The organism is Enterobacter sp. C3_dUdeg, from assembly GCF_057536195.1.
Genome location: NZ_BAAKFX010000020.1, coordinates 1 through 21,564, shown reverse-complemented (window position 1 = coordinate 21,564; position 21,564 = coordinate 1). Strand labels below are relative to the sequence as shown.

Annotated in this window: 16 protein-coding genes and 4 pseudogenes; 14 read left to right on the top strand and 6 right to left on the bottom strand. The window is 45.1% G+C overall.

Annotated elements, in window-relative coordinates; all coding sequences use genetic code 11:
- Positions 1 to 277 precede the first annotated feature (277 nt).
- Positions 278 to 1,258 (bottom strand): ParB/RepB/Spo0J family plasmid partition protein, encoded by a 981-nt coding sequence (locus AC27FC_RS23015; protein WP_487160428.1) that lies wholly within the window; start codon positions 1,256 to 1,258, stop codon positions 278 to 280.
- Complete coding sequence (sopA, locus tag AC27FC_RS23010) at positions 1,258 to 2,424, bottom strand: plasmid-partitioning protein SopA (RefSeq protein WP_487160427.1); 1,167 nt, start codon at positions 2,422 to 2,424, stop codon at positions 1,258 to 1,260. The genes AC27FC_RS23015 and sopA overlap by 1 nt, the downstream gene beginning before the upstream one ends.
- 757 nt (positions 2,425 to 3,181) lie before the next feature.
- Here sopA and AC27FC_RS23005 point away from each other — a divergent pair.
- Entirely contained in the window at positions 3,182 to 4,192 is a 1,011-nt protein-coding gene (locus tag AC27FC_RS23005) for a RepB family plasmid replication initiator protein (RefSeq protein WP_487160426.1), read from the top strand.
- A gap of 254 nt (positions 4,193 to 4,446) precedes the next feature.
- Here the strand turns inward: AC27FC_RS23005 and AC27FC_RS23000 are convergent.
- Positions 4,447 to 4,569 (bottom strand): annotated as a pseudogene (locus tag AC27FC_RS23000) (tyrosine-type recombinase/integrase); the annotation flags it as partial.
- 23 nt (positions 4,570 to 4,592) lie between these two features.
- Between AC27FC_RS23000 and AC27FC_RS22995 the strand changes: the two are divergent.
- Positions 4,593 to 4,694 (top strand): annotated as a pseudogene (locus tag AC27FC_RS22995) (ISNCY family transposase); the annotation flags it as partial.
- On the opposite strand, the gene AC27FC_RS22990 reads toward AC27FC_RS22995, so the two are convergent.
- Both AC27FC_RS22990 and AC27FC_RS22985 read right to left on the bottom strand, forming a co-directional pair.
- A complete protein-coding gene (locus AC27FC_RS22990; protein WP_487160425.1) occupies positions 4,691 to 5,299 on the bottom strand; it encodes a DUF2913 family protein in 609 nt (202 codons plus the stop codon). The pseudogene AC27FC_RS22995 and the gene AC27FC_RS22990 overlap by 4 nt on opposite strands.
- Positions 5,300 to 5,480: 181 nt before the next feature.
- Positions 5,481 to 5,813, bottom strand: coding sequence for a DMT family transporter (locus AC27FC_RS22985; protein ID WP_487160424.1), 333 nt, complete (start codon positions 5,811 to 5,813; stop codon positions 5,481 to 5,483).
- Between the two features lie 636 nt (positions 5,814 to 6,449).
- Here AC27FC_RS22985 and AC27FC_RS22980 point away from each other — a divergent pair.
- The 9 genes and pseudogenes from AC27FC_RS22980 (at position 6,450) to AC27FC_RS22940 (ending at position 14,892) form a co-directional block, all read left to right on the top strand.
- Positions 6,450 to 7,026: pseudogene (locus AC27FC_RS22980) on the top strand (transposase).
- A 322-nt stretch (positions 7,027 to 7,348) separates the two neighbouring features.
- On the top strand, positions 7,349 to 7,477 hold the full coding sequence (locus AC27FC_RS22975) for a hypothetical protein (RefSeq protein ID WP_487160423.1): 129 nt from the start codon (positions 7,349 to 7,351) through the stop codon (positions 7,475 to 7,477).
- A gap of 759 nt (positions 7,478 to 8,236) precedes the next feature.
- Positions 8,237 to 9,604 (top strand): flavin monoamine oxidase family protein, encoded by a 1,368-nt coding sequence (locus tag AC27FC_RS22970; RefSeq protein WP_487160422.1) that lies wholly within the window; start codon positions 8,237 to 8,239, stop codon positions 9,602 to 9,604.
- Positions 9,605 to 9,711: 107 nt separating this feature from the next.
- Positions 9,712 to 10,847, top strand: a pseudogene (locus AC27FC_RS22965) (IS3 family transposase).
- Between the two features lie 662 nt (positions 10,848 to 11,509).
- On the top strand, positions 11,510 to 12,085 hold the full coding sequence (locus AC27FC_RS22960; protein ID WP_487160421.1) for a hypothetical protein: 576 nt from the start codon (positions 11,510 to 11,512) through the stop codon (positions 12,083 to 12,085).
- A 429-nt stretch (positions 12,086 to 12,514) separates the two neighbouring features.
- Positions 12,515 to 13,297 (top strand): winged helix-turn-helix domain-containing protein, encoded by a 783-nt coding sequence (locus tag AC27FC_RS22955; protein ID WP_487160420.1) that lies wholly within the window; start codon positions 12,515 to 12,517, stop codon positions 13,295 to 13,297.
- Positions 13,264 to 13,761: a hypothetical protein gene (locus tag AC27FC_RS22950; RefSeq protein WP_487160419.1), complete on the top strand. Its 498-nt coding sequence runs from the start codon at positions 13,264 to 13,266 to the stop codon at positions 13,759 to 13,761. The genes AC27FC_RS22955 and AC27FC_RS22950 overlap by 34 nt, the downstream gene beginning before the upstream one ends.
- A gap of 299 nt (positions 13,762 to 14,060) precedes the next feature.
- Complete coding sequence (locus tag AC27FC_RS22945) at positions 14,061 to 14,483, top strand: membrane-associated Zn-dependent protease 1 (protein ID WP_487160418.1); 423 nt, start codon at positions 14,061 to 14,063, stop codon at positions 14,481 to 14,483.
- A 232-nt stretch (positions 14,484 to 14,715) separates the two neighbouring features.
- On the top strand, positions 14,716 to 14,892 hold the full coding sequence (locus tag AC27FC_RS22940) for a hypothetical protein (protein WP_487160417.1): 177 nt from the start codon (positions 14,716 to 14,718) through the stop codon (positions 14,890 to 14,892).
- A 528-nt stretch (positions 14,893 to 15,420) separates the two neighbouring features.
- On the opposite strand, the gene AC27FC_RS22935 is transcribed toward AC27FC_RS22940, so the two are convergent.
- The gene (locus AC27FC_RS22935; RefSeq protein WP_487160416.1) at positions 15,421 to 16,935 is read right to left on the bottom strand and encodes an MFS transporter; all 1,515 of its coding nucleotides are present in this window, start codon (positions 16,933 to 16,935) and stop codon (positions 15,421 to 15,423) included.
- A 278-nt stretch (positions 16,936 to 17,213) separates the two neighbouring features.
- Here AC27FC_RS22935 and AC27FC_RS22930 point away from each other — a divergent pair, with 278 nt between their 5' ends.
- The 3 genes from AC27FC_RS22930 to AC27FC_RS22920 all read left to right on the top strand — a co-directional run.
- Positions 17,214 to 17,462 (top strand): hypothetical protein, encoded by a 249-nt coding sequence (locus AC27FC_RS22930; RefSeq protein ID WP_487160415.1) that lies wholly within the window; start codon positions 17,214 to 17,216, stop codon positions 17,460 to 17,462.
- Positions 17,459 to 17,956 carry a hypothetical protein gene (locus AC27FC_RS22925; RefSeq protein WP_487160414.1) on the top strand — a complete coding sequence of 166 codons (498 nt, stop codon included), beginning with the start codon at positions 17,459 to 17,461 and terminating at the stop codon, positions 17,954 to 17,956. The genes AC27FC_RS22930 and AC27FC_RS22925 overlap by 4 nt, the downstream gene beginning before the upstream one ends.
- Before the next feature lie 1,185 nt (positions 17,957 to 19,141).
- The coding region (locus tag AC27FC_RS22920; RefSeq protein ID WP_487160413.1) for an inverse autotransporter beta domain-containing protein at positions 19,142 to 21,564 on the top strand (2,423 nt) is incomplete at its 3' end.

Here is a 21,564-nt window from a genome sequence, read left to right as displayed (position 1 = left end):
GGGATGCGGACGCCGTAGTGTTTAATGCATCACCGGGAACTGGTGTGGGACCATGGTCCCAGGTTCATCGAATACAGTAGGGTTTCGATCTGGGATGCGGACGCCGTAGTGTTTAATGCATCACCGGGACCCGTTGTGGGACCATGGTCCCAGATCGCTTTCAACACATTGTGAGCACTGAGCGATGCTGTTTGGGGCTAAAATCAGCCCCGAAACAGCAACACCTTCAGACAGGGATAGCAATCAATAGGTTATGAAAGGGGGATATCAGTTCTGATTACAATGATTTATTTTGCTTTAATTCCCGAAGTATGCACTCGATTTTCTCTATGCACTCTGCTGGCAAACGAGTTGTATCAAGATTAAAAATAACCTTATCTCCTTTGTAGAGTACGGATGCCCCTGGCACAAACTGATGCCGTGTACTGAGATTAACTTTTGCACTAGAACTCTCTTTCAGTTTTCCAGTCATTAATCCGATGACCTCATCGGCTTCAAAGATCACACCCGCTTTTTTCTGTTCGTGAAGCTGAGCGGTTAATTGATGCAGCAACTCTTCTTTTCCGGTAAATGCCTTGTACAAAGCATCACCTGCCCGGGCGGAAAGCTCGCCAGGATGTATAAAGAGGGCGACGACTGGTTTCGGTAAGCGCGCAGTGTTTATGCAGCGAGTGATAATCTTGCGGGAAATATTTTCTGCATCAGCAAGTGCCGAAACATTTCCGCCAAACTCATTTTCCAACCGGTAGGCGTATCGTTTACCACGCTCATAAGCACTGGTAGGCCGATAGTCATTACCTAGGCGGGATAATGCCATCATCTGCTCATCATCGAGATCGCCGACAAGAATTCGATAATCGGAAGAGGTAAGTATAGCTGCTTTGCGACGACGGCTTCCATCGGCGACCTCAATGACCCCCGATACACGACGTCCGAATGCAGGGGTTTGCTGACCACTCAGCAAGAAAGAGGGGATTAGATCATCAAGCGCATCTTCTGTCAGAAGTTCCTGGTCACGCTCATTGCCGGACCAGACCCTTGAAGCCATTTCAGCAGTATCACCCGGAATGGCCTCGAGGATGAATTTCACTTCACGGCCACAGACCGGAAGTAAAATCGAGTTTCCTCGCGCCATGGCGCCAACACGTGCAATTAATGAATCTACCATCGGCGCCGCGGTAGCAACGGAAGCTGGCTGCTCGATTTCTACAGGCGCGTGTACCACTGAGTGTTTTGGAATAACTGGTGCACGTTTCATTATCTGATCTCCCAGCGAGGTTTAATCAGGCGATCAAAAATTTCATTGCAGACCGGCTCCCAGATAGCAAGTGCATTTCGCCATGCACCTGTTGAGGAGCGCTGATCGATAGCCTGTTCAAAAACAGTTCTCATACGGATCTGGCCTTTACCTACCTCATCAGTTTCACGCACAACGTTTTTGAGAACCATACTTCCCCAAGCATCGCGGATCTGCTCCTCCATCCACGGTGACTGTGAACCGTTATTGTTGCTGTACTTAGTAAGCAAAATTCTGACCTCAGGTTCAAATCCCTGTAGATCAACGTTTTTTAACAGATCGCGTAGCATGTCAAAAAACTGCAGGGCTGATGTGTAATCGAATAGTTCTGCTGGGGTCGGGACGATCAGTACATCAGCAGCACATACCACGTTGATGGTGCCAATACCCAAGTTTGGCGCACTGTCGATGACAATGACATCATAATCATGAGCAACTGTCTCGATTGCAAGGCGGAGCATCATATGGGGTTCTGTCGGTAACTTTCCGTCGTCATAGCGACCCATAAGCTCTGTTTCGATACGATGCAGCGCCAGGCATGAAGGAATAATATCAAGCCCTGGCCAGCAAGTGGGTTTTACAGCATAGGCAGCATCATCACGCTTACCCAGATAAAAGGGAAGTAACGTGTCTTCGGCATGAATGTGCAAATCCGGCACCCATCCGTGGTACATGGAAGCTGTACCCTGCGGATCGTTACCTTCAACAAGCAGAACGCGGAGTCCTTTTAACGCCAGGTCCTGAGCTAAATGGACTGATACCGAAGTTTTATAAACCCCACCTTTATGTGCAGCCACACCAATGACCGGGGGAACACTGCCATCTGGTCTGCGCAGGCGTGTACCAAAAACATCGCGCATATGGTTAATCTGCTCGATCGTGTAACCTACTCTCTGCTCAACTCGGCCACGCATTTCCATATCTGGGTGAGGGAGGCGACCTGCTTTTTCAGCATCACGAATAGCTTGGGATGAGACGCCAATTAAATCTGCAGCTTCTCCCACACGCCAGCGACGCGTAATTTGTCTTGCCTCAGGGCTGTCATCATTGAACTGAGCAACTGCAATAGCTTTCGTCATTTCATGACCGGCTGCTATGCATTGATCGAGAGTATTCATTAATCCCATTGTACGTTCCTTGAACCTAACTTTGCACTGATGTATTAAATCTTGATAAAAAAAGCAAAGCAACACTAAATTTGCAAACCGAATCATAAAATGCAAAGTTGGTCAAAATGTGATACTGGTTAAGCCTGAAACCATGACCTAATCGTTACTGTAAAATCTTAGTCAATATCTGCTGTTCGACGCAGTAAGGATGCTAACTTAGATCGTCTCCATCCAGGAAGCGTAATAGCTACGTAATTATATGATCCAACTGACACTCTTTAGCTGAAAAAGGTATGCAACAATTGATTTGAGCAATTAAAAATTGACTGTCATATGCGGCATGTTGACTGAGATATGAGGGGCGTTATGAATTAATAATGATGACTGTCCGGCTATTTCTGCACTCCGCAGTCAATTTTATAGTGTATCAGTAAAGATTTTTTTTGCTTCTTCAGTCAATTATGCAACTGGTCATTATATAGAATATTTGCTGTGTAGTGTGCTTACAGATTTTTGCTCAGGTTATTCATAGTGTAGATCCAGTAATTGATCCTTAAGTAGATCATAGTGAGATCAAAAGAGATCCCTGGATCGTGCTAAGACCTGTCATTTCTGGCCTGAAAGGGGGATGTCATTTACTGAGGTGTGTTAGATATTTACTGTTGTGTGCAATCTCACATATTGCGGTATGCAGTTGTATTAACTAAGGTATGTATTTCCGTTGACTGAGATATGTGTATATACTTGCTTTTGTGGATAACTCTCGGTGTTTAAAATGACTAAGGAAAATAATGTGTTACCTCTGAAACTTGAGGAGGTAAACAAGGCAACAGGCGAAGTTGTTAAGCTGGATGTCAACAGTGCTAGTACTGTTCAGCCTGTCGCGCTCATGAGGCTTGGCCTCTTCGTTCCTACGTTAAAATCGACATCCAGGAGCAAGACTAACCGCAAAAACGTCACAGATGCGACTGAGGAGCTCGTACAGCTGTCTATTGCCAAGAGCGAAGGGTATACCGATGTCAGGATCACTGGATCACGTCTTGATATGGATACGGACTTCAAAGTCTGGCTCGGGATCATTCGTTCCATGTCAGAGCACGGTGTAAAAAATGACACACTGGAATTATCCTTTGTCGAGTTTGTTAAGATGTGTGGTTTCGATTCCCGCCGTTCGAACAAGAAAATGCGCGAGCGGATCAGTAATTCACTGTTTAAACTGGCCTCAGTCACCCTTAAATTTCAGAGCGAGACGAAAGGGTGGACTACACACTTGGTTCAGTCCGCGTATTATGACATTCATGAGGATATTGTTGAGATTAAGGCTGAGCCTAAGCTCTTCGAGCTGTATCATATGGACAGGCGGGTGCTGTTGCGACTGAAAGCCATCGATGCCCTGCAGCGCAAGGAGTCTGCTCAGGCACTCTATACCTACATTGAAAGCCTCCCACAGAATCCTGCGCCTATTTCCATGAAACGCATGCGGGACAGACTGAATCTTACGTCAAACGTTTATACGCAGAATCACACGGTTCGCAAAGCCATGACACAGCTGAAGGATATCGGATATCTAGATTACACCGAGTTCAAGCGTGGGCGCTCCACATACTTCAGTGTACATTATCGTAATTCAAAACTTATCAGCAGTACGGTGAAAGTTCCGCGCGAGCCAGAAGAGGAAACGCCGGAACAAAATTACGATGAGGTGATTAACGCCCTTAAAGCCGCAGGAATTGATCCCCAGAAACTGGCTAAAGCCCTCGCCAGCGTCAAACCAGATAATGACTAAGATATGGGGAATTACACATTATTGACTGTGGTTTGTAGTGTGCATACCACAGTCAATAATCCTTCCCGCTAAGCCCCTTACGTTCATCCAATAAATTGACTGTTGTACGCAGATTTGGTTTAAGTAATGCAGATATTGACTGCGGTATGTCATGTTGCGGGGTTCCTGTCGCTGATATTGACTGTGGTATGCTTATGGGCACACCTCAGTCAATATCCTGCGTGGATGATAAGTACCGCTTTGTACTGTCCTGTCTATTTTTCCGGCGGTAACAAGCGCAGGATATCAGCGGCATCACGCCCACCTCCGGTAAATGGAACGGCAATGGTTGCGGCCAGCTCCAGCGCAAACACCCTTGTATATACCTCCATCGACTGCAAAAGGCAGTAACGAAGGCAAGCTGGAAGTGGCACGCACCATGCTGGAGAACGGCATCAACCGCATTACTGTGATGAAAATGACCGATCTGACGGAAGACGAACTGGGGCCGATCCGCCACTAATTCTTTCCTGAGACTCCCTTTCTCACGATCAGCGTAAACAGGTGGGGCTGGGAGGCATCCTCTTCAGGTTGTACAAGCCAGCCACAGTGATTAAACATCTTCATCATCCCCGATACATTCCCCGTTAGACGTGCTGTCAGACGATTTATCTGTCGGCCGTTGTCGTCAAAAACGACATCGAGGCTGGCCCGTGAGAGATAAATGGCGTTCACGCCCGCACTGAGCGCCACAGCATACTGGCCGGACCATTCCCGATCGCTCAGCAGACGGTAGTTCCAGTTCATATCTTTCGCTGTTTCCAGCGCATAGGTCAGCCGGAACAGATCGTTCTGTTCAGACAACTCGCCGGTGCAGGAACGCCAGAGGTAATTCAACTTGCTGACCAGCTTCGCGCTGACGCCCAGCTTGTGCCCCTGCTTCAGAAGCCATTCAATATCGGGTGCCACATCACGCGAAAACCTGCGTTGCTTCAGCGCAGTGGCCAGCCATCTGGTGAGAAAGAGGTTTTCCTGGGCCGGCGAGAGAACGCCACCATCCTGTCTGGCCAGCGCAAGCGCCACCAGGGCACACCATGCAAGATGGCCCGATCTATCTGTCAACGTCAAGCTGGCTTGCTCCCTGTATCTCCGCTGATGTAAAGAGACAGCACGAGTAGAATAAGCAGTGCTTTTCTAATAAGTGCCTATTATATCCCATTAGATTCCGAACATGCTGCCATATGGTACTTTTTTGCTCACTTTTCCCTAGTCAATTAATAGACAGGGAATGCAAGAAAGGTATCATCTGTTAGTGACCTGCAGTCTTTGATAGTGCCTGAATAAAGACAACTCCGGAGACGATCATTAACATGCCAGCAATTGCAAAAATGTCGAGTTTTTGCCCGTAGACGAAATAGGATGCAATACTCACAAGTACAATACCCATCCCAGCCCATGTTGCGTAGGCTACCCCGACAGGTATCGTTTGTACCACGATACTCAGGAGCCAGAATGCTATGGCATAGCCCCCGACGACCAGAACAAGGGGTAGGGGCTTAGAAAAGCCAGACAAGGCTTTCATTGATGTTGTTGCAACAACTTCTGCAGCGATTGCTGCAGCAAGAAGGATATAGGCATACATGAGAACTCCTTTTTAAATTAATTGTAACATGTTAAATTGAAATGTACGGCATACATGCCGAACTGTTACATTGCCTCGCATATTTATAATATGCCTGAAAAATAATTATATGCTTAACAGACTAAGAATGACGGGAAAAGACAACGCTTGGACTAGGGATTTTTGTCTTTTCCGGACATCCCCGGGCGTTTGTATCCCGCAATGTTAAGTAAACCCATTATGGTGCAGCCAAGCTGGTTACCTGTTTTTGCGCTTTGCCACCCACGAGAACCGCTGCAGGGCATTTTTTCCAGTGCTGCAGGCGAAATAACGACAGATAAAGTAATAACAATGACATTTTTTATCTTTACAACATTTCCCCACACCATTCTAAACGCTAACTATAATACCACCAATCTATTTCAGAAAGAACACACGCACGCACAAATAAGAACAAAAAAAATTATAAATAAAATCCTAAAATGTATTTATATCTAACACCCTCTCGTCTCAATTTATGTTTTTCACCTACAGATAAGTATACCCCCCCCTAAAAGAACATGCCTTTAAAACACGATAATAAATAGCGCTGTGTGAATCGCCAAGGGTTTAACAGATACCTCAGAGTCATTTAAGATGACTTAAAGAGAGGTGTCCATGAGCGTTAAGCGTTATCCTGAAGAGAGTAAAATTGAAGCAGTCAAACAGGTTGTTGATCGTGGTCATTCTGTTTCCAGTGTTGCAACACGTCTCGATATCACCACTCACAGTCTTTACGCCTGGATAAAGAAGTACGGTCCGGATTCTTCCACTCGTAATGAACAGTCAGATGCTCAGGCCGAAATCCGCCGTCTTCAGAAAGAGTTGACGCGGGTTACGGACGAACGGGACATATTAAAAAAAGCGCGGCGTACTTCGCAAAGCTGTCCGACGGAGGTCCGCCTTTATTTCTCGCCCTGCCAAACTGCTCTTCACCGTCGATGACGGCTGGAATTTGTTCGTCAATAAATTCGGCGACAGCGTGACCCCGTGGACCCGTCTCTGCGTCGAGCGCATGCTCGCCTGCGGCACCGCCAGCATGGGCGTTCGCCGCTACTGTTGCACATCGGCTGACTGCACACACTCCCGCTTCTTCTGCCAGAGCTGCAAGTCAAAGGCCTGCAGCTCCTGCGGTTTTAAAGCCACGGAGCAGTGGGTGTCGCAGCAGAGCCACATCCTGCCCGACTGCGACTGACAGCATATCACCTTTACCATGCCCCACCTGCTCTGGCCCTTTTTTAACAACAACTGGCCTCTGCTCAGGCCCTGTTCCGCGCAGCCACCCGTGCCATGCTTCGGTGGGCCCGCAAACAGGGCGTGGAGGGCGGTATCTTCTGCGCCCTCCGGTGTCGGCGGCGAAGCTCAGGCACTACAGAGGTGGCGCCGTGGTACATCACTATTACTACCACCGCGCGCAGCAGTACCGCCAGCAGCCCCTGACCCAGGAATAGATGATTGGACGCCAAATCAGCGACGTACCGGCGAAGCATTTTAAGATGGTGCGCAACTAAGGTTTTTTGTCCAGCCGGAAACGCGGCGAGCTGCTGCCGAAGGTATACGATGCCCTGCAGATGGAGGCGCGGAAAAATCCGGAACAACCGGGCTTCGCCGCGCTGATGAAGGCGTTCCTGCACACGGATCCGTAAAGATGCATCCTGTGCGGCAACCGGCTGCGCTTCAGCAGTGCACAGGCTGGCAGACACGCCACGGAGTTAGTGGCAGAAAGGCTGCATAACATCGATCGGAAACGATGGCTTCTGGCATAGGCATCGGGATAAGTTCGCCTTAAAAACGGCTTTCAGGTTAAAAACTCACCGAAAACCGCATTTTATCGTCATAAGTGCCACATCCACCCGCAACCATTACGCTCTCGACGATAACATCCGTGGTCAGGATATTTTTAAAACGATGATTCATTTTCCTAACCATGAACAGGGGAGGGACTTAACGTATGCCGACGATATCAGACCTGGTGGAAAGATATCTAACCCATAAGCTATAACTTAAAATTTATAAGTTAGATAGTGTTCAGCTTAGTATTTCAGCTGCTATCCGAAGAAAACGCTGCTTTGATATATGCATACTAAAATTGCCCCACGATGTTCTTAATATCTGCCCATGCTATCGGCAGTGTCGGGTGAAAAAATCATTATTGATGTGATGCAAAACCCACTCTTCGTGCCTGCACTTTATACGTAAATTGGTACAGCCTGAATTATAATTATATAATTTACAGTTATTATCTAAGATATTTTAATATAATTTTTATTGCCTTAGGTTTGATGGCGCTTGAGTCCTGACTGCATTCGCTTTAACCTATTTTTTTCAGAAAATGAATTTTCAATCAAAAAATACCGTAATATTCATTATCACGCCCCCGTAATAAGTAACAGATGGAGATATGCATGGCAACGTCGAGACGTGATTTTATTGCTGGAAGCAGCGCGTTATTTTTCTCTGCCAGTCTCATAAAAACGTCAGTTGCCGGTCAGATCGGGCTCACGGCGGCAAGGAATGCAGACACTATTATCATTGGTGCGGGCCCGGCAGGGCTATCGGCTGCACGTGAACTTGTGGATGCAGGCAGGTCCGTTATTGTCATTGAAGCCCGGCAGCGTACAGGGGGGCGAATTTGGACCGATCGTTCGTTTTCGGAGCACGTGGAAGTAGAGCTGGGTGCGGAGCTCATTCATGGTGGGCCGGGTGAAAACAGTCTCTGGGAAATGGTAGAAAATCTGAATATGCCCACCCACCCTGTTGAAAATATGTTCGCCAGATATTCTGCAAATACACCATGGGTTTCCGCGCGCGAAGCGCACTTCTATTCATTTCCATTATACAAACCTCAACAACCGTCAAGTTTTAAGCCTCTGAAATCCGACAAAAACGCTGAAGAGTATCTGAATCGTCTGGGGATAGAGAAAGAAAATAGACCACTGTCGTTACTGGCCGAAACCATAGACCGTGAGCCATTTGACAAAATGCATCCTAGAGAAATTTCCGGTGAACTGCCCCAGCTGTGGCAGAATGCTTCGAAAAACAATCCTGACCCAGATGGCGGTGACTTCAGACTGACTCAGGGCTATGACAGCATCCTCAGAGCGTTAAGCCAGGGGGTGCCTGTTCAGTTGGAAACGGTTGTGACCCGGATCCAGGACAATGGCAATTCCGTTCTGGTTACTGCGACTCATAACAGCGAACAGCTGCAATTCAGTGCAAAAAATTGTGTTGTAACCCTTCCGGCTCCTGTGATCCTTGCTGGTAACGTGACCTTCATGCCGCAACTTTCTGACGAGAAAATGGGTGCACTTCGTTCAGGAAACAGCGTTCCCGTTGTAAAAATAATTATGTCTTTTGACAGAAAAGTCCTTCCGCTACATTCTGACAGATTGGATGATTTTTCTCATATTATCCCCTGCGTATGGAATGCATCCGCCGGTATTCCCGACTATCCCGGACAGGTACTTGTGGGCTGGTCAAGCGGTGATAATGCCAGAACGCTGCTTTTACTCTCTGAATCAGACCGTTATGAGCGTATGTTGCGTGTGGTTCGCGATCTCACCGGAATAAGCGATCTGACGTATCAAAAGGCGACCATGCACGACTGGTCGAGCGATCCATACTCACTGGGTGCCTATGGTTGCTGGGAGGATGAAGAGGGAGTACTAAAGCCTGTGGGGAATATCTACTGGGCGGGTGTTGTTATGTCTCAGGTGGATTACGCTCATGACTCTGGCGTAAAAGCAGCGAAAGCAATTTTGCGCCAGAGCTGACCAGCCGCCCTCGCCAGCAGATGGCGGTGTCCTCACAGGAAGGACAGGTGGACTGCCCCCGCCCCGGTAGACGATCCTGCCCTATAGTTTGAGCATAGGAGGAGCGTATGGGCACACCACGATTTACACCTGAATTTAAGGAAGAAGCCGTCCGTCAGATAACGGAACGCGGTTATTCCGTTGCCGAAGTATCTGAACGCCTGGACGTGTCTGCACACAGCCTCTATAAGTGGCTACGGGCTATTAAACCCGATAACAGCGAACAGCATGCCCGGGATTTACTGGAAGCCAAAAGCGAGATCCTGAAACTACGGGCATAGCTAAAACGCACCGAAGAAGAACGGGATATCCTGAAAAAGGCCGCGCGGTACTTTGCAAGGGAGCCCGACTGAAGTACCGCTTTATCAATGAGCACCGCACTGTATGGGGTGTGATGACAATGTGTCGGGTACTGAATGTCGCCCGGGCCGGGTTCTACGCGTGGCTGCATAACCCGGTCTCGGCACGCGATAAAGATAACCAGCGCCTGCTGACGCTTATCCGTGACTCATATTCACTGAGCGAAGGTGTATACGGTTACCGGCGGGTTCATGGCGACCTGAACGAAATCGGGGAGACCTGCGGCAAAAACCGGGTGGGTCGTATTATGCAACTGAACCACATCAAAGCCGTGCGCGGCTATAAAGCGCCGCGTCGTATCGCCGGCCGACCTTCAGTGGTTGCCCCTAATCGCGTGCAGCGGCAGTTTACTGTTGTCCGGGCCAATCAGGTCTGGGTCACAGATATTACTTTTATCCGCACCTCGCAGGGCTGGCTGTATCTGGCGGTGGTTATCGATCTCTTCGCCCGTAATGTGGTCGGCTGGTCGATGAAGCCCACTCTCTCACGCGAACTAGCACTCGACGCGCTGATGATGGCCGTCTGGCGGCGAAAACCGGACGGCGAGGTCATCGTACACTCGGACCAGGGCAGCCAGTACGGCAGCGACGACTGGCAACGGTTCTGTCGGGCCAATAATCTGGCCCCGAGTATGAGCCGGCGTGGCAACTGCTGGGATAATGCAGTGGCCGAATCGTTCTTCAGTTCACTGAAAAATGAACGGATCAGAAAACGTATCTATAAAACCCGGGATCTGGCCCGGGCCGATATCTTCGATTACATTGAAGTGTTCTATAACCGGGCCCGGCGCCACAGCCACCTCGGCGGCGTCAGTCCGGAGGCCTTTGAACAGGCCTCGTCGTGAGGACAGGAAATGTCTACTGTTGTGGGGTCAGTCCAAGATGCATGCGATTAATTACCTCAAATGACAAAAAAGATACATCGGAATTACGCGTTTCTTTTTTACTATTTGATTTAATTGAGGAATCTTTTTTTGCGACAGTCTCAGTGTGATAATTTTTTCAGAAATTATATAATGACGTGTCAAATGTTTATTACTATCCACAAAAAATAAGAATATAACTATAATTGTTTTCGTTCCTAATGGGGGCGTCATGAACAGGGAGGGAATTTGCTAAATGGAAATGGTTAATAAGAAATTATTATTCTTATGGGTGACATAGAAATTAAGAATTTTCAAAATAAAAATAAAAAACCGATATCTGGTTTTTTTCTTCACAATCATTCTTTTATGAAATCCTTGAAGCAGTAGAATGAGTGAAGTATCTACTTTGGTGAGTAAGCTGAGGCTAAATATTCATTCAACGTAACATTCTTATGCACTGAAGAAATTGTATTTTTTAAAATTCTCTATAATATTAAGCAAAGTATAACCTAGAAGCAAATGATCGATACCATATCTCATTCAAGGTGTCAAATAAAGATGGTTTATATTTTTGATTATTTTCCTATTGTGAGGTTCTGGTGTTATGAACACTAATATTAATATGGCCAGGGAATCGTCTTGTGGAGCATAAGAAAGAAGATGGTGGAATAGTGAGTCTGTTACCAGATTCTAACAACACCGTTCAGTCTGTCGCCCTTATACGTCTTGGACTCTTTGTGCTTGGATTGAAATCCAGGGAATGCGGAAGAACGGATTCCATGGTAACTAATTATGTTACTGATGTACTCTGGCAACACAGCCTTGCTTGTTCCGAACAATATGAAAAAACCAAGATTACCGACGAAAGATTAGATATGGATAATGATTTCAAGGTATGGATCGGAATCATCCATGTCATTTCAAAATTTCACTCGCTTAGCAAGTGGTTGAAGTTACCATGTGTAAATTTTGTAAAATTTTATTACATCAGTACCGCACATTGTTCTGCAAAGTTGCGAAAGCGAATAGAAGCCTTTCTGGGGGGGATTGCTGCTATCGTGCTTAAGGCCGATCCTTGCTACCAGTTTGATCGCAAAGTGTTGTTACAACCGAGAGAAATCAATACACTCCCAAGTAAAAAATCAGCAATGGCTCTATATACCATCATAAAAAGTCTACTTCCCGATCCTGTCCTGATTTCTATTAGGAGGTCTTAGTATGAGGCTCAATCTCACTTTCCGGACGATTACGAAAATGACACGGTAAGAAAAGCGATGGAGCTGCTCAGGGAGATCGGCTATATAGGATACACTGAGCTTAGCAGAGGACGGTCTGTGCATTCCCATATCCACTTCCGGCGTCCAATGTTGTGTAGGGACGGACATGCTGAGTATGGAAAGATACATGATAATGACTAACATTGAGCTGCCTTTAGTGAGCAAATGCTTCCTGAAGGAAACAAATATCTGCTGATAATGCGGATGATATGGTTAAGAAGCTGTGCACGGGTTTATACTGGTACTGCATATATCATTCTGATCATGGGGGATAAGAGCTGAAAATGCTCCAGGGTTTCTGATAACGGTACCGCAGTTTTGGTTTGATCTTTAATAAACACATTTTTTCAGTGCGTCTGGTACCAAAAAATGAAATATATTATTGAAAATGCAATATTATTTGACAGTGACAGTAAGCAAATATCTTCCGCTTCCAGTCCGGATGTCATCGTTCCACTGACCACGACAGCATCCCGTTTACTGGAAGAAATTGTAAAGCATCCTAACAGGGTTCTTCCGCGTGCCTTATTGTTAAAAAAAGTCTGGGAGGATAACGGTTACGCACCTTCTGATGCTAGCTTGAATAACAATATCAGCGTACTCCGGAAATACTTTACCAGCCTCAGTGATACCGAGGTCGATCTGCGTACTGTACCTAAAATAGGTTTTCAGCTGAATGCTTTTGTCGCACTACATGAAGAACAAACTGACATAACAGAAAAAAATGAGGTTCAGGAGCTCGACAGAGCGGATGCTGTTCAGCAGACTTCAGGGCGCTTTGTGTCTCGTAGACGTTATAGTGTCTATCTTCTTTCTGCGGGTATGACAGTCGTTACGCTGCTGGTCATCATGGTGTTTTTGAGCCTTCAGGAGAGGGGGATCAGTACACTGAATAAAAAGATCCAGGGCATGGCTAGATTTGAACAATGCGATGTCTTTAATCTTTCTTCTGATGGGATACCTTTCGAGAAGGTGCTCAGCCAGTTTCCGTCAATCCGGGCAAGCTGTTCGAGTAAACCTGCAAATGTCTATTACGATTTTTCATCACTGAACAAAGCTCGTGCCAAGCATTTATTTGTCTCTTTATGCTTTAAAAATGATAAGTCAGGTTATCTTAAATGCGAAAACATAAAATCTTACTCTATGGAATGATTTCTCTTACCATAATACTGGCTGCAGCAATTGGCTTTATGCTGTATAAAAACCCGCGTCAGGATACCTTGATCCAGAAATGTGAAGCGGACGTACGGTATGATGTTTTTGAAGATGGTGAGCAGCATACGCTTGATGCACTTTATGTCCTTGCGCTGGGCACTAAAAAACAAGGCTTTTTGCATATTACTGGCGTACTAAACAGCAAAGGCAAGAAGGTCGACATCGACAGAACCTACAATTTTACATTAAAGAAAAATGGCAAGGTTGGATTGTATGGAATTCAGATCTTTAAGGAAAAAGTGAGTTCCTATGATGATGTAGATAGCGACTTTTTTCATACTTATTTTTTACCGGACAAACCTGGCGAGGAACTTTATATTAAAGCCAGCTCTCCTGACACTGGGCTATATTTGTTTGAAGGTTTTTCCTATCCTTTTTTCATGTGTAATAGTGGTTCCTAATTTTTACTCTGAGAGGATGATGGTTAGTTAACATAGAGAATTCTAATTTTTAATAATTTAAATAAAATTAATTTTTAACTTTCAGTGTGTGCTGGTTATTATTACATCGAGGGGGGAGATGTAGCATGTTATTAATTTTTATGCATCGTAATGTGCTACAGCACCCTTTTCACTACTTATCCCCCCTAATGTGGAGAGAGCATTTTGGGGGGGTATTTTTGTGTAATTCGTTTATAGCAACCTGTTTTTTAGGCTGAGGTGCTGAGGGTTTTCTGTATTCAAAAAGGTGTTTCCTATATATGAATATCATTCGTTATATGGTTCTTACCTTGTCGTTGTCATCTGGTGCAGTGTTGGCCAATGCTGATGTTCGCCTGCTTTTTCACATGGGTGCCGGTGCTGAGAACGAATTCATTGTTGGCGGAACGGTGGAAAACAAAGGTGACAGCGCTGCTGCTGGCGGTGTCGTTGTGATTGTTCCCGTTGATGACGTGTGCAAAACAGGCGAGCCGCGTATAGCTTCATTTGGTCAGATACTACCAGGTGAAAAAAAAGAATTTCGTCTGCCATTTGTTGATACGAAACTGTACGGTTATCGTCTTATAAGCTTTGCTGCGTATGACAACATGGGGTTTCCGGTCACAACAGAGGATGAGACACGGGATATCATTATGAAAAGGGAAGATGAGACTCGTAAAAGTTGTGTGAAGAAAAGAGGCTAAATTGTTGACACTCATAGAGTGATTCATAGTCCGGCATGGAAGTAAAAGAAAAATAATAATTTTTTTCTTTTACAGGAACGAAAGCAAAATATGTTAGGTGATCTTCCATATTTGGAGTTTAGTTTTAACATTACTTTACATACTAACTGTACTACATCTGAATCCCTGAAATAAATAAAAGCTTCATATGGTAGTTTCAAAAGCGGAAATCGATAAAAAAGGAGAAGTTTGCATGAAGAAGTATGTACTTATTTTTTCTGTTTTGTCTGCTTTAGCAGTAAGCCCGGCAATCGCTAAGAAGCCGGGTTCGGGCTCCTGGCAGAGCGGTGAGAGCGGTCATCAGCTTGGCTGCCTGATCCTCAGTCTCCTCGGTATGCAAGGATGTGAAAAACCCAAAACCGATGAATAATACAAGACGCCCTGATAAAGGGCGTTTTAATTTCACAGATTATAATCTCATAAAGTTTATTTTAAATTGCCTATATACAAAGCATAATGAGCTTACTGTTAATCAATGACATGTTCCGGTTATGCTGCCAATCCTCATTAAACACCATCCCCTATCCTTAGCTTATCTTGGTGCAAGACATTACTGCGTACCACATCCCGGATGATGCTACGGAAATATCAGGTAAAGCGGCTACCTGATGGTATGTGTTGCCATGCATTTAATCCGTGATATCGGACTGTCGGTTTTCTGCTTAAATAAGAAAATAATCCCTCGGAAAAAGATTCATTTTTTTTTTTAGTTTTTTTGAATATCCTGAAAAACCATAACTGATCTAGGTGGTTATGATTATTTTCCACAAAAAATGACGCATTTTTCCTGCGAAAGTGTGCATAACTTCCGGCGACAAAGTTACTTAATATATGACATATCGCTTTTCTGCTGCTATGATCCTCCCTGCAACGAATTTTGCCGGGAGGAGTAGGGAAGTTAGCTATTCGACGAACGGTCTTTCAGAAGGATATATATGCATAGTCCCAGTAAGGTCAGGCAGAAGGATGAAGCAAGCATGACAGTAGAATGGGAGTTGAGGAATGCCGTTATCGATGCGTCTCGTACAATTGAGTTTTCATTTTGCGGAAGGGTGGCTGCATAAGAAAATGCTTCGGACAATGAACTCCCGATCCCGGTAATATTGACATTGTCATAGCCTGGCTGTAAGTCATGCAGATTATTCCTGAATGTTGATGCCATCAGAAGGCCAAAGAAAACGACGCCAATACCTGCCCCAAGTTCATAAGCCATTCCCTCTATCGCACCAGCCTCTCCGGCTTTATTCGCAGGTACAGCATTCATGATTGCAGTTGTCGATGCCAGTAATGCCGCTTCAATACAGAAACCAAGCACGACCATCAGAAGCCATGCATTCCAGATTTGAGTATCAAAGCTGGTAAATGCCATGCCAGCGAAACTTGCAGCGCTTATGACCACGCCCCCGACTGCAATCAATCGGATACCCGTTCGATCGAGCGTCCAGCCAATGAAGGGCCCTGAAAGGCAACTAGCTAGAATAAGGGGTAGCAGAAATAATCCAGCCTGGAGAGGTGTTTTTCCATAAGCCAGCTGCAGTTGTTGCGAAACGTAGAATTCAAATCCAACTAACGAAACCATTGAAGCTAGAGCAAGTATAATCCCCGCCACAATAGTCTTGTTCCTGAAAAAAGACAGCTGCAGCATAGGGTTCTCTGAACTTTTCTGACGATGCAAAAATACCGCTATCAGCGATATCCCAGTGGCTGAAAGTACCAATAATTGTGGTGAGAATCCTTCACGTGCGGATGTTTTTACTGACAAAATGATTAACAGGATCGACGCAATAAGCAGAAGTGGGTCACTGATCGAAATTTTTCGTTTCGCACCAGCGGTTTTAAGGTCAGGTAATTTTAACGCCATTACGAGGACGAGGATACATACGGGAATATTGATAAAGAACACAGATCCCCAACTGTATTTTTCCAGTAATAGCCCTCCGACGACTGGTCCCAGCGCGGCGCCCCCTGTTCCGACAGCTGACCATATCCCCAATGCAACTGCACGCTCCTTGTTTGAGGAGAAGGAAATCCTCAGTGCTGACAATGTTGCCGGAAGTATCATTGCTGCACCGATGGCAAGCACACCCCTCGCGATTATTAAGATCATAGCAGTGGTTGATATCATTGCTATAAATGATGCCAATCCGAAGATAATCACTCCCATGATGGCAAGTTTTTTTGCCCCTATTTTATCCCCAACTACGCCCATAACAAGAAGGAAGCTGGCCATCACAAGAGAATAAATATCAATAATCCAAAGGACTTCATCTGCAGACGCTTTCAAATCTATTGAAAGTAAAGGTGCTGCTACATGGAGTATTGTGGCATCAAGAGAAACAGGAAGGTACATCAGTATTATGACAGCTAAAATGTACCACTTACTTTTTTTATCTGATTTTTTGCGACTTAACATATAAATTAAACTCAGTGATTAACCTCTTACATCATACCGAGTTTTTATTATTTTAGATATTGTAAAAAAGTAAATTTTTGTCTTTTCTTCCTATCTGATGCCTTGTGTTGTATTTTCATAAATAACTTACAAATAAATTATATTTTTTATGTTGTTGTATTTTATGGTTTTTTTTAAATTATTTATTATTACGTTGTTTTTTTTATGTGCCTTGTTAGGATTGGCTACGTTATATTTAGTTATTCTTATTTTTTTGTTTGAATCTGCATGAGGATGTGATGAAACGTTCGGATATTATTATTAATTCTATTTTAAAAGATAAAGGCAAAGACGGAGGCGATATAAGTCACTATACTTTACTCCTTTTGATTCATTATACGTTCAATACCTATTACCCTTATGAGGGCTACGGTGAGTGGGATGTTGACGTTGAACGCAGTAGTGCTGAAGAATACAGTAATCTAATCAGCCCAGCTCATCTTTCTAAAATTGGACTTTATATTAAACAATTGTGGGATGTGAGGTGAAAATGAAAAAATATGCGATACTGATGAGTCATGATAACTACCTGTATGTTGGACTGAAATCAATGCTGCATGATATCAACATATTTCTCTTTCATGAAAATGAAGTTGATAAATTTCTTAATCTTTGTTCGGTGGCACCAGAGGATGAAATACTTATCCTTTATGACGATCAGTTCAGAAAAATTACATCGGTTATTTTTCATGACAGGGAATACAGATTTTTAGATGTGGTTCAGTTAAAGAAAGGGGCGCTAAATGATTTACTAGAACTACGAGAATCCAGCTTATCAAAAGCGTCTCCCTCTAAATACAAAAGCAAAGTCATGGAGAAGAAAGTGATATACTACTATGCGTTTTACAAAATGACTTACAGAGATATCGCCAAAAAAATGCAGATCCCCGAGGCCCGTGTTAGTTATTTTATTAACAATTACATTAGAGGAATGAATTTCAGACATAAGAATGATTTTGTTATCAATCTAGAACTGGCCTGATTTTCTTGTGTGAAATTTTTGTGAGCAATTGATAGTAAAAAAAGCCGTCAAGCGACGGCAAATATATCAATCCACAGGATTAATAATTAACAGCGGATTTAATATAATGCTTCGCTCAAATGATGTCAATAACTTCGCACGAATCACTGATTTATGGGGTTTTTGTTTTTATTCTTATTCTTTGTATCCTACGTACCTACAAATTCCTGTGTCGCAAGTTGCATTTACGATAATCACTGAAGATTTTAGCATATTGTTATATAACCCTTTATGTATATTTCACTTGGTCGAGGAGTTTAGTGAGAATAACGGTTTTATTTCTTGTTTTGCAGAGCACTCACTTGCTGAGCTTTGTGCTGGCTGCTCAAGGCTGGCTCGACAGGAGCTCCGTTTATTTTATCAGCACCCGAAGCTGTCTCTGTTGACATCTTCTGCTGGATGAAAAAATGCCACTGTAAAGACACTGGGACATTGTTCCCGAATCCTGATTCTCGAACGTAATCGTCCTGATTTGAAGCTTTGAGATGTGTTCCGGTACTCTGTTATTGCAGATAAACTCCCTACAGCTAAATCAGGTAAGCCGATGAAGCATGGCTTAGCGTATTGGATTTACAGGCAGAAGTAGCCTGCAAAAACTGGTCAAAATGATCTCGTTGGCAAGTGAGTAAAAGACCGCAACGGGATATAAAGAAAACAGTCCTTATTATCGGTCTGAACTATTCCGATAACGACCTGAATGTGCTCAGTTTTCTGTTTATGATCTGTCTACACACTTTTAGAAGATTAATTTCCTTAATATTAACTTCACTTTTACAGCTACCCACCCCCCTATTTTTGTAATTTTCTTGTTTTTATTATAATCCTGAATAATTTAACTACACCTCCTTACATTGTTTGTCTACTTTTGATATCTGCTCTTGTTATTTTCGAACATTGCATTTGATACGCGACTATTTGTCATAAAATTTCAACGGTAATTATAATATGAAAATAAGTGAACTCAGGTCCCAGCAAGGGGTGAAGGTTGTTGCGTGGACAAATATACTTGTCCAGCTCGCCTTTCCAGTTTCTGTAACCTTAACTCCTTCAGCGGCAATTTCAGAAACTCACAGTGTTATAAGTCTCACAGACTCACAACTGGCAAACCTGCCGGTAAAACCTTACGTGCTTGCTGAGGGAGAGACGGTGAGCACCGTTGCTGAACGTTTTCAGCTCTCTATTGCACAGCTTAAAAAGCTTAATCAGCTGCGTAAATACAGTAAGCCATTCGAGGGACTGCAGACAGGAGACGAGATAGACATTCCTGCTGAGCTCATAAAAGACAGCATAGCGCCAGTGATGAGTGAAGATAACCAATTCGATCATAAACTGGCCTCAGGAAGTACAACTGCTGCCGGGATACTGCAGTCTTCCGATATCGCGGGTTCGGTTGCTGCTCAGGCTAAGGGATTTGCTGTTAATCAGGCCAATCAGGAAATCAACAACTGGCTGAGTGGTGCAGGGACGGCAAGAGCTAAACTTAACATTGATAATAAAGGTCGGGTGGACGGCAGTGAACTCGATCTGCTTATTCCTCTGAACGATACCCTGTCTTCGCTCACGTTCACCCAGTTCGGTTTAAGACATATTGACGACAGGACAATGGCTAACTTGGGTATAGGCCAGCGGCATTACCCTGAAGGGGAGTGGATGTTTGGCTATAACGCCTTTTTTGATTATGACCTAAGACGCGATCATTCCCGTGTCGGTCTCGGCCTCGAGCTTGCAAGAGACTATCTAAAGTTTGGGGCGAACAGCTACTTCAGAACCAGCAACTGGCGAGCCTCACCAGATGTAACAGATTACGATGAGCGACCGGCTAACGGCTTTGATTTACGCACTGAGGCGTATATTCCTGCCTTACCACAGCTTGGTGGCTCGTTGGCCTATGAGCAGTATTACGGTAATGAAGTTGGCTTATTTGGAAAAAATAACCGCACCCGCAACCCCGGCGCCCTGACGGCAGGCTTAAGCTATACCCCTTTTCCGCTGTTGAGTCTAGGCATTGAGAGAAAACAGGGAACCACATCAGGTGATGGTGATACTCGTTTCAATATCGGGCTGACATATGACATTAACGGCTCCTGGAGTCGCCAGGTTGACCCAGATACCGTGAAAGAAACCCGTACACTTGCAGGCGCCCGTTACGATCTTGTAGAAAGAAATAATGAAATTGTGCTTGAGTACCGTAAGCAGGAGGTAATCCGCCTTAAGGTTGATTCACTTATCACCGGCGAATCCAAACAGACAAAAGATCTGAACCTGAGCATCAAGGCAAAATACGGACTAAGCTCTGTTCGCTGGGATGACACAGCTCTCACTGCGGCGGGCGGCAGTATCATGCAGTCCGGCGAAAAATACAGTGTTACGCTTCCGCCATACACGGAAGGAGGAGTGAACAGCTGGATAGTTTCTGCTGTTGCGGTCGATATGAAAGGTAATGTTTCGAATCGGGCAGAAACACAAATTACAGTGACATCCGCTGGTATCAGCCTGACAGAGAGCATCTTTGCTTTTGCTGAAAACACGTTACCTGCTGATGCACAAAGTACGTCTTCCGTCATCCTGAAGCTGGAAGATGGTGCCGGTAATCCTGTTACGGGGCTTGCAGGAGATATTGTTTTGAATCTAGAAATGGCGGGCACTTCCGGCACGGTTCCCGTCCTCTCTTCTTTTAAAGAAACCTCACCAGGAGTCTATGAAGCGACCATGACTGCAGGAACAAGAACTGGAACCCTTGTTGTCACTCCTGTCGTGCGCGGTATTTCATTAGCACCTGTATCAATAGAAATTGTTTCCCCTGTCACCCCCTCCGCTGAGTCACTGACCCTGAGCGGAACACTGGCTGTGGGGCAAACGCTGACGGGAAGCTATACCTACTTGCAGCCACAATCTGCACAAAAGTCAGTTAGAAATATTACCATTCCTGAAGATAAATCTGTTTATGTGTGGGGGGAAAAGGGTAAAACCGAATCTGATATCTTATCTGGAAAAACAATAACGACTTCAGGAAAAATTCCTGGTTACACCCTCCAGCCCGCAGATGCAGGGAAAATTATAGAGTTGTCTCTTCTCCCTAAAAACTCCCTGAATTTAAGCGGTAAAGTTTTGACAGTCAACACCAGCATGAGCAGTAACGAAGGTAACGAGGCAAGCGGCGGGGGAAGTGACGGCTCTATCGTCAATCCGGCGGCAGAGCCGAAAGTGTCCGGTCTGAAACTGTCCGGGATGCTTGAGCTGGGCCAGGTGCTGTCAGGGACCTACCAGTTCGATGCGAACACGGGCAACAAGGATGATCGTTCGGCGTATGCCTGGGATGAAAAAGGTAAGTCGGCAGCAAGTGTCGCGACGACAACAGACGTGGTGCCGTCACCGGGTAATGTTAAACCTTACGACATCACGTCAGCAGACGTGGGCAAAGTACTGGAGCTGTCGGTGCAGGCCAGAAACGGCGCGTCGAAATCGGGTAACACGCTGACGGTGGACACCAGTATGAGCAGTAACGAAGGTAACGAGGCAAGCGGCGGGGGAAGTGACGGCTCTATCGTCAATCCGGCGGCAGAGCCGAA